Annotated in this window: 12 protein-coding genes; all 12 read right to left on the bottom strand. The window is 42.0% G+C overall.

Going from position 1 to position 9,147, the window contains the following annotated elements:
* Positions 1 to 186: 186 nt before the first annotated feature.
* Positions 187 to 1,491 carry an RsmF rRNA methyltransferase first C-terminal domain-containing protein gene (locus ADH52_RS04930; RefSeq protein ID WP_049510447.1) on the bottom strand — a complete coding sequence of 435 codons (1,305 nt, stop codon included), beginning with the start codon at positions 1,489 to 1,491 and terminating at the stop codon, positions 187 to 189.
* Complete coding sequence (locus ADH52_RS04935; RefSeq protein ID WP_049510449.1) at positions 1,492 to 2,265, bottom strand: inositol monophosphatase family protein; 774 nt, start codon at positions 2,263 to 2,265, stop codon at positions 1,492 to 1,494.
* The gene (locus ADH52_RS04940; protein ID WP_001041974.1) at positions 2,255 to 2,533 is read right to left on the bottom strand and encodes a UPF0223 family protein; all 279 of its coding nucleotides are present in this window, start codon (positions 2,531 to 2,533) and stop codon (positions 2,255 to 2,257) included. Before ADH52_RS04940 ends, ADH52_RS04935 begins: the two co-directional genes overlap by 11 nt.
* Positions 2,533 to 2,934: a Spx/MgsR family RNA polymerase-binding regulatory protein gene (locus tag ADH52_RS04945; protein WP_000631254.1), complete on the bottom strand. Its 402-nt coding sequence runs from the start codon at positions 2,932 to 2,934 to the stop codon at positions 2,533 to 2,535. The genes ADH52_RS04940 and ADH52_RS04945 overlap by 1 nt, the downstream gene beginning before the upstream one ends.
* 211 nt (positions 2,935 to 3,145) lie before the next feature.
* Positions 3,146 to 3,763, bottom strand: coding sequence for a TIGR01906 family membrane protein (locus ADH52_RS04950; RefSeq protein WP_049510451.1), 618 nt, complete (start codon positions 3,761 to 3,763; stop codon positions 3,146 to 3,148).
* Complete coding sequence (locus ADH52_RS04955; RefSeq protein WP_049510454.1) at positions 3,753 to 4,526, bottom strand: TIGR01457 family HAD-type hydrolase; 774 nt, start codon at positions 4,524 to 4,526, stop codon at positions 3,753 to 3,755. Before ADH52_RS04955 ends, ADH52_RS04950 begins: the two co-directional genes overlap by 11 nt.
* Positions 4,527 to 4,536: 10 nt before the next feature.
* Positions 4,537 to 5,274: an acyl-[acyl-carrier-protein] thioesterase gene (locus ADH52_RS04960; RefSeq protein ID WP_049510456.1), complete on the bottom strand. Its 738-nt coding sequence runs from the start codon at positions 5,272 to 5,274 to the stop codon at positions 4,537 to 4,539.
* Between the two features lie 4 nt (positions 5,275 to 5,278).
* Positions 5,279 to 6,409 carry a radical SAM family heme chaperone HemW gene (gene hemW, locus ADH52_RS04965; RefSeq protein WP_049510458.1) on the bottom strand — a complete coding sequence of 377 codons (1,131 nt, stop codon included), beginning with the start codon at positions 6,407 to 6,409 and terminating at the stop codon, positions 5,279 to 5,281.
* Between the two features lie 83 nt (positions 6,410 to 6,492).
* Positions 6,493 to 6,882 carry a YtxH domain-containing protein gene (locus ADH52_RS04970; protein WP_000517381.1) on the bottom strand — a complete coding sequence of 130 codons (390 nt, stop codon included), beginning with the start codon at positions 6,880 to 6,882 and terminating at the stop codon, positions 6,493 to 6,495.
* Positions 6,883 to 6,897: 15 nt separating this feature from the next.
* A complete protein-coding gene (locus tag ADH52_RS04975; protein ID WP_042750944.1) occupies positions 6,898 to 7,281 on the bottom strand; it encodes a DUF948 domain-containing protein in 384 nt (127 codons plus the stop codon).
* Positions 7,282 to 8,070: a prolipoprotein diacylglyceryl transferase gene (gene lgt, locus ADH52_RS04980; RefSeq protein ID WP_004262504.1), complete on the bottom strand. Its 789-nt coding sequence runs from the start codon at positions 8,068 to 8,070 to the stop codon at positions 7,282 to 7,284. It lies immediately after the preceding gene.
* Positions 8,063 to 8,998 carry an HPr(Ser) kinase/phosphatase gene (gene hprK, locus ADH52_RS04985; protein WP_000115152.1) on the bottom strand — a complete coding sequence of 312 codons (936 nt, stop codon included), beginning with the start codon at positions 8,996 to 8,998 and terminating at the stop codon, positions 8,063 to 8,065. Before hprK ends, lgt begins: the two co-directional genes overlap by 8 nt.
* Positions 8,999 to 9,147: the final 149 nt, after the last annotated feature.

The following is a 9,147-nucleotide window of genomic DNA, read 5'->3' on the forward strand; positions in this document are numbered from 1 at the left end:
GCTGTACTTGAGTACGGCAAGGCGACGTTGACGCGGTTTGAATTTGATTTTCGAAGAGTATTAGCTTGGTTTAACTAGAAATTTGCTTAGTTACCATCTCCACCAATTTTGACTTAAAATGAAAGACAATTTGAAAAAAATCCATACTTCCACTATAACATAGACAAGCTACTTTGACTAGCATTTTCACTTGAATCTGAGGCCTTTTGGAAAATAATTTTTCAAAACATTTCCAGTCACCTTAGCAAAGCCCAAGCCATTGCCTTGAACCAAAACTTGGTACCAACCATTTGGCAGACTTTCCGCCAGCTGAACGGTTTCTCCAGCGGCATACTTTACAAACGCTTCTTGGTCAATTTCAACCGACTGCTTGACCTGACTCGGTTTCAAGGCTAGACCAAGAGCAAAACTAGGCTCAAAGCGTTTCTTCTTAAAAGTTCCCAGATGCAGGCCATTCCGAGCAATCTTGAGCTTCCCTAAATCTGGCAAAAGTTCTGGCAGGAGATAGAGTTGGTCCCCAAAAGTCTGCAAGATACCCCTTAGATTGATTTTCAAATGTTTTTGGGCAAATTCCTGCCACAAAGTAACTTGTTCTCGGCTGAGATTGCTCTTACTTGCCTTAAATTTAGGGGCGGGATTTTCACCCTTAAACTGTAGATGGGCGACAAACTGACCCTCTCCCTTAAAATGATGAGGGTACATACGAGCCGTTTCTGGCAGGTCAATACCAGCTACCATTCCATTGATATGCTCTACTGGCAACAAATAAAAATCATACTCCTCCAGTAGCCAATTGACAATCTCTTCGTTTTCCTCGGGGGCCCAGGTACAGGTTGAATAAACCAAGCGACCACCTTCAGCTAGCATGGTTACTGCATCTACTAGAATTTCTCTTTGCAAGCTAGCACATTGACTCGGATAATCTAAGCTCCAATAGTCCATAGCATCTGGTTGCTTACGGAACATTCCTTCTCCTGAGCAAGGTGCATCAAGGACAATGAGGTCAAAATAGCCTTTAAAGACCTTAGCCAAGCGGTCGGCAGATTCATTAGTCACTACGACATTTGCCGCTCCAAAGCGCTCCATGTTTTCTACTAAAATCTTAGCCCGTTTGCTTGAAATTTCATTGGAAACAAGGAGACCCTCCCCTGCTAGATAGGCTGCCAGCTGAGTTGATTTTCCACCCGGTGCAGCGGCCAAATCCAAAACCTTCATACCAGGACTGGGCTGGGCTACCTGAGCAACCATCTGAGCAGCAGGTTCTTGCGAATAAACTAAACCAGTAGCATGCTCAGGCGATTTCCCTGAAACCTTCCCATAGTGGCCCCAAGGGGTTTGAGGAATAGCATCAGGAAAGGAAACTGGCGCCTCTTTTAAAGGATTAACTCGAAAGGCCGAAACCGCTTCCTCCTCAAAAGAGGCAAGAAAATCTCTTGCCTCATCTCCTAGTATCTCTTCATATTTTTCAACAAATCCTTCTGGAAATTGCATTTAAGTTCTTTTCCTTTCGTAAATATAGGACTGAATTTCCTCCTGCATCTCAAGAGGTAACATCATGACCGGCTGTCTAGTTTGAAAATCAAGCGGTTGACCAGAAAGGGTCACAACCCGATAGCCCAGACTTTCCCCCAAAATACTTGCTGCAGCATAATCCCATGGTTGCAGATAAGTGATATAGGTCAACAAACGCCCTGACAAAATCTTGACAAAACTAATGGCCGCACTCCCATAGACACGAACACCGAGGACCGCTCGACTCAAATCAGCCAGTCCCCATTCATTGGTTTCCAGCATACCACTATTCCCTGCAATAAGGAAATCTCCAAGTGGTTTTACTTTAAAGGGAGCTAGGAGCTGGTCATTTCGACAGACTGGAAACTTACCACCACCGTGATAACAATCCCCTTTGACCACATCATAAATCAGCCCAAACTGTCCCTGACCATTTTCAAAATAAGCCATCATAACAGCAAAATCTTCCTGCTGGGCTACAAAATTATTGGTCCCATCAATGGGATCAATGACCCAAACCCTGCCCTCTTGAACCGAGGCTCGCAGACAACCTTCTTCAGCACAAATCTTATCTTCAGGATAACGAGACAAAATCTCACCAACCAATAGCTCCTGAACTTCCTTGTCCAGTTTGGTCACCAAATCTGTTGGAGAGGACTTGGTTTCAACACGCAAGTCTTCCTGCATATGGTCAAGGATGTACTGGCCCGCTCTCTTAACAAGCTCTTTGGCAAATTCAAATTTACTTTCCAAGAGAAATCTTTCCTTCCCCTTTTTCCTTGGCAGCCTGAACTGCTCGATAAAGCGAATAGCCACTAACTGTTTCAAATTCTCGTCCCAAACGTTTCTCTTCGCTCTTACTTGGCACGACCGCTTTGAATCCCTTATAGGAATCCAGTAACTTTTTAGCCTCTACCTTGCCTTCATAGGCAGCTTCAACATCATTAAAAAAAGAAAGCACTGAAGCAAGTTCTTCAGTGCTCCACGACAAATCTAGTGGGTAACTATACTGTTTGTTCATTAACTAATACCAGCTCTCATTCTTGCTTCTTTTAGTTCTTGCTTACGGTAACTACGAGGGAGAAAAGCACGAATCTCATCTTCATTAAAACCAATTTGCATGCGTTTGGCATCGATGATAATTGGACGACGCAAAAGACTAGGATACTGCTCAATCAAATGAAGCAATTCCGATACTGAAATACTCTCTACATCAATATCTAATTTTTGAAAAATTTTTGAACGAGTTGAAATGATGTCATCAGTACCATTTTCGGTCAAGGAAAGAATGTGTTGCAATTCTTTTCTCGTTAAAGGACTGGTCATAATATTGTGTTCCTCAAAGGGAACCTTATGTTTTTCTAACCAGGCCTTTGCCTTACGACATGAAGTACAGCTCGGTGATAGAAATAGTGTAATCATGCTTTTCTCTTCTTATCTATACTTTGCTAATTCTATTATACAAAAAAATAAAGCGCTTGACTAGAGATTTTTAGAAAAAAAGCCTATTTTTTCAAGAAAAATAGACTGTTTGCGAACGATTAACTCTTTTTGGATTTGATTAATTCATTCTTGACAATAGTTTCGAATCACATACCTAATTGATTTATGCAAAATAAGAATATCTTTAGTATTATTTACTATGACTTTTCAGGTACAGAAAACCAAAGAAGCTTTCATAGAGGGCAAAAAAGAGGAGGAAGGCATGGAGGAAAAAGGTCTCTGGCAAAATCATAATAACAGGATCCTTGGCTGGATCAAAAAGCCAGGTATCATCTCCCACAAAGAGAATTTGATGAAAAAGGGTAAAGAATTGATCAAAACCAATCAAGACTCCCCCAAGACCAATCAGCAAAGGCAAGACTACTAGAGCTAGGAGACTTTTATAAAAGAGAGACAAAAAGCCCTTTTTCACAATCCCTTTGACAAAGAAATAGAAACTTGGCAGTGTCACTAGAGCTACTATCTGAACCAAGTGGAAGAGATTCTTGACCACCGCAAAGTGGTGCAGACCAGCTGCTGACGAACGAAAATCAGGCATCTGCAAGTCCTGACTAAAAGGATTGGTCAGGTAATCCATCAAGATATGAAAGTTGTACTGAATGGTTTCTGGTTTTAGATAAACTCGATCTGTTAAATTCAGCCACTGAATTTCCAGCGGATAAAAAATCCAAGCTAGATAAATAGTCAGAAGGATTGAGAGGGACAGAAGAAAGACCATAGAGCCCCAAAAAGTCAGTTTAGTTTTCATCAAAATTCCACTCCGCAAGGCTAGAAACCACATGAGTCGGTGCGATTGGTAGGTCTGATACTTCTTCCGCCTTGGTAAAACCTGTTGTCACCAAGAGCGTTGGAATGCCATTGTCAATCCCTGCTCGGATATCTGTTAAATAGTTGTCCCCGACCATGATTAACTCTTCACGTTCCAAACCTAAGTGCTCAACCGCCTTATCCATAATGATGGCATTTGGTTTTCCAATATAAACAGGCTTCACTCGTGTTGCTACTTCAAGCAGGGTAATCAGTGAACCAGCACCTGGCAAAAGACCGCGTTCTGTCGGGATGTTGAGGTCAGGGTTGGTTCCGATAAAGTGAGCACCCTTTTGGATAGCTAGAGTTGCTGTCGCAAATTTTTCATAGTCGACTTGCCAGTCCAGACCTACTACCACATAGGCAGGATTATCCTTGTCTTCCACATAACCAGCTGCCTTGATGGCTTCCTTGAGCCCTGCTTCTCCGATGACATAGACGGTCTTTTCAAGCCCCAAGTCGTTCATATAGTCGATCGTTGCCAAAGTCGCTGTGTAGACAGTCGATAGGGGCGTATCGATATTAAAATTCTGAGCCAACATCTCTTGAACACTCTCTGGAGTGCGGGTTGTATTGTTTGTTACAAAAAGATAGGGGATATTCCGCTTTTGCAATTCATGGACAAAAGCTTCTCCTGCTGGAATTCGATCTTTCCCCTTATAAATGGTTCCGTCTAAATCAATTAAATAGCCTTTATATTTCATCTATTTCTCCCTAATCCTTCTTCATTTCTTGCCAAGTGATGATAGCTTGGGCATTGGTAGCACCGTCGCTTGTAATCTCATGTTTGCTTTCCAGTCCAGTCCGTTCAACAGCCGATGTAATCACCCCACCTGGTCGAACTTCCTTGACATACTTGAGGTTGATTTTCTTGGGAATATATTGGGTCAAAAAATCCGCTCCCATGACCTCAAAAATCCAGTCCAAGTATTTACTGTTATTGACATGACCATTCATATCCAAATCGTAAAAACGAACATGGTAATCCTTGCTGATTGGCTCGTTCAAGGACTCATACTTTGGTCCACGGATGAGCTTTTTATCAAAATCAGACTGGTAAGGAGCCACAATCTCAGGTTCTACAGCATGGACTTTTCGACTGTCGCGGTCCATGAGAACAAAGGTCGCCATCATGTGGATGAGCTCCTGCCCTGCTTCATCATAAATGGTAAAGCGACGGTAGCAAAAGAGTCTATTGTAGCTCAAAGCTTCCGTTTCGATGGTGATTTCTTCCGCAAAACGAGGCAAACGAGCCACCTCAATATCATAATCTGTGATAATCCAGACCAGATTATAGTTTTCCAAAATGGCCTTATCACTAACTCCCAACTCAATCGACTGCATCCCTGAAACTTGCAGGGATAACAAAATCACATCTGGAAGCTTGATATGACCGTTCATATCAGCCATATCAAAAGGAATTTTCATTTTCATTTGATAAGTTAAACCCATCGTTCTACTCCAAAATAAATCGTTCTGCTACAGTGTCTCCTAAAAAGAGACCTCTCTTTGTCATGCGAACTCGATCCCCCTCTATTTGCATGAGACCTTGTTGAACCAAGTCCTTGACAATTTCTCCATAAAGTCCATCAAAAGACCGTCCAAATTTTTCCTCAAATCTCACCATGGAGACTCCTGATTTCTTGCGAAGCCCCAGGAACATTTCTTCTTCCATTTGCTCCTTTTGACTCAGGTGCTCTTCTGTGATGCGAGCGTTGCCTTCCTCAACTGCACTGAGATAATGACGAATCGGGCCGTGGTTTTTATAGCGAACACCATTGACATAGCCAGATGCCCCAGCACCGATGCCATAGTATTCAGCATTGTCCCAGTACATGAGATTGTGGCGACTTTCAAAACCGGGTTTTGAGAAATTGGAAATCTCATAATGCTCAAAACCAGCTCGCTCCAGCTCTGCGATGATATATTCAAACATCTCAGCTTCCACTTCCTCCTTAGGCAGAGGCAACTTCCCTCGTCGCATACGGTTCATAAAGACCGTATGATTTTCCAAAATCAAGCTATACAAACTCATATGAGGAATATCCAGCCCAATAGCCTTAGCCACATTTTCCTTGACCTGCTCCATGGTCTGACCAGGCAGTGCATAAATCAAATCGATGGAGATATTGTCAAAACCAGCCAGTTTCAGACGGTCGATATTTTCATAAATATCCTTCTCCAAATGACTGCGCCCAATCTTTTTCAGCATCTTGTCATCAAAGGTCTGCACACCTAGCGAAACACGGTTGACAGCCGAGTTTTTCAAAACAGCAATCTTATCCGCATCCAAGTCGCCTGGATTAGCCTCAATAGTCAACTCTTCTAAAACAGACAGGTCCAAGTTTTTAGTCAATCCCTTCAATAACACCTCCAGTTGCGAAGCTGACAAAGCTGTCGGTGTGCCACCACCGATGTAGAGGGTTCGCAACTTTTGAATATCATAAGATTGAAACTCTTCTAACAGATGTTCCAAATAACTATCTACCGGCTGATTCTTGATAAAAACTTTTGAAAAGTCACAATAATAACAAATCTGGGTACAAAACGGGATGTGCACATAGGCTGACGTTGGTTTTTTCTGCATAGTACTTATTATACCACAAAGACACGCTACGAGAAAAAAATCACCATCCCCAGACACATAGTCCGTCCAGAGATGGTGATGGTTTATTCTTCTGTTATGTCAATAACAATCTCTTCTGATTCATCAAGAGTTTCGGCCTTTTCTTGCCATTGCTCCTTGAGATTATTGAATCGATCTTTTGATGCTTCTGTCGCTTGGCGAGCACATGATTTGGCTTGAGCAAGTACACTGTCCACAGTGATTTCACCTGACTCAACCTGTTCTTTGGTTTTAAGAACAAAATCTGTAGCCTGCTCCTTAACTTCTGTCAGTTTTTCACAGACCTGCTCCTTGGCATACTCAGGATCTTCTCTCAAATCATCTAGAAAATCTTGAGCCTGACTGCAAACTTGTTTGCCCTTGTCGCTTGTTAAAAACAAGGCAAGAGCTGCACCTGAAACGGTTCCTAAAAGGATTGAGGATAGTTTACCCATAAGGATTCTCCTTTTTTATTTTTTGAAAAATTTACTTGCAAGACGAAGAGCTGACAAACTTGCACCAGTCTTAAATGTTTTTGAACCAGCTGATGAAGCTTTCTTACTCAATACACGCGCATGGTCATTGAGATCTGAAACAGATAGAGATAAATCTGCAACAGCGCTAAAGAGTGGATCAATCGTTGCCACCTTGACATTGATATCATCTGCCAAGACATTGACCTTAGCCAGCAATTCATTGGTATGATGCAAGGTCACATCTACATCTGAAGTTAAGGTTTTAATCGTCTTCTCTGTTTCATCGATAACACGTCCAAGCTTTTGTACAGTAATGATTAAATACACTAAAAATACAATCAAAGCAAGGGCTACAAGAATATATGCAACTTCTAACATTTAATTTTCCTCCTCTGTAACATAGTAAGGGGCCTTCTTACGATTTTGATAAAGAATGATAAAAATACCCAATCCGATAAGAACAACTGAAAGCCATTGAGATACTCGAAGTCCAAAGAACATGAGGCTATCTGTCCGCATACCTTCGATGACCATGCGACCGAAACCATACCAAATCAAGTAGAAAGCAGTAATATGACCTCGTCTGAGGCTCTTCCATTTTCGTCTAAAAATCAGAATCAAGGCAAAGCCAAGTAGATTCCATAGAGATTCATAAAGGAAGGTCGGTTGACGGTAGCTCCCCTCAATATACATCTGGTCACGAATAAAGCCAGGTAGATAATCCAGATTATCCACTGCTGCACCATAAGCTTCTTGGTTAAAGAAATTACCCCAGCGGCCTAGACTTTGGGCAATCATGACGCTAGGTGCCGCAATATCTAGAAAATCCCAAGTATTGATGAGTTTACGATCAGCAAAGATATAGAGGACAAGAGCCCCAGTTATCAAACCACCGTAAATGGCCAAACCACCATTCCAAATGGCAAAAATCTCTCCTAAATTCTGACTATAGTAATCAAAACGGAAAATAACATAGTAGAGACGAGCTCCTAAAATAGCCAAGGGAAAGGCTATCAAGATGAAATCTAAAATATCGTCTGGTATGATCTTCTTTCTAGGCGCTTCTTTCATGGTCAAATAAACCGCAAGAATCAAGCCTGTCACAATACACAAGGCATACCAACGAATGGCTATAGGGCCTAGATGAATAGCAATTGGATCAAGCATTAGGCACCTCGTTCTGAGCAATGAGATTTGTCAAACGTTCTTCGAATAAACGCGTCGCATCAAAGCCCATTTCCTTGGCACGATAATTCATGGCAGCTGCCTCAATCACGACAGAGATATTACGACCAGTTTTAACTGGAATGCGGATACGAGGAATGCCTACGCCAGAAATTTCTATTTCCTCGGCATTGTTTCCAAGACGATCAAAAGTCTTATGCGTATCGTAATTTTCCAGGTAAACGGCTAGCTGGACTTGTGAAGAATCCTTGACCGCACTCGCACCGTAGAGACTCATAACATCGATAATCCCAACACCACGAATTTCAATCAAATGTTTCAAGATTTCAGCTGGTTCACCCCAAAGAGTAATCTCATCCTTGGCAAAGATATCGACACGGTCATCAGCTACCAAGCGGTGACCACGTTTGACAAGCTCTAAACCTGTCTCACTCTTACCGATACCACTATCTCCCTGAATCAAGACACCCATTCCATAGATATCCATCAAGACACCATGCACACTGGTCCGTTCTGCCAAACGAGAATCCAGATAACTAGATAACTCTCCAGACAAACGACTAGTAGCTGTACGACTGGTTAAAATGGCAATCTTACATTCTCTGGCTGCCTTTAACATTTCCTCTGGAACTACCAAACCACGAGCAACAATGACCGCAGGTGTCTCAGGTAGAAACATTTTTTTCAAGACTTGGTAACGATTGTGAGAGGACATCGAAACAAGATAGGACCACTCCTTCATTCCCAAGAGTTGGATCCGCTCTGGCGTGTAATAGTCAAAATAGCCCGTCATTTCAAGACCAGGTCGCGTAATGTCCGCGGTATTAATTTCCTTTTCAAGTAATTCTGGTTCGCCATAGACAATGTCTAGTCTGAGCTTTTCAATCACTTCTTTTACTAAAACCGACATCATTTCCTCCTTCAAATGAGTTCTTCTCTCTATTATATCAAATTGTAGGAGGATATTTGAGATTTTTGCAGGCTTTATAGTATTTATTTATACTCAATGAAAATCAAAGAGCAAACTAGGAAACTAGCCGCAGGCTGTACTTGAGTACG

Origin of the sequence: Streptococcus pseudopneumoniae (genome assembly GCF_001072665.1) — a bacterium.
GTDB lineage: Bacteria > Bacillota > Bacilli > Lactobacillales > Streptococcaceae > Streptococcus > Streptococcus pseudopneumoniae_S.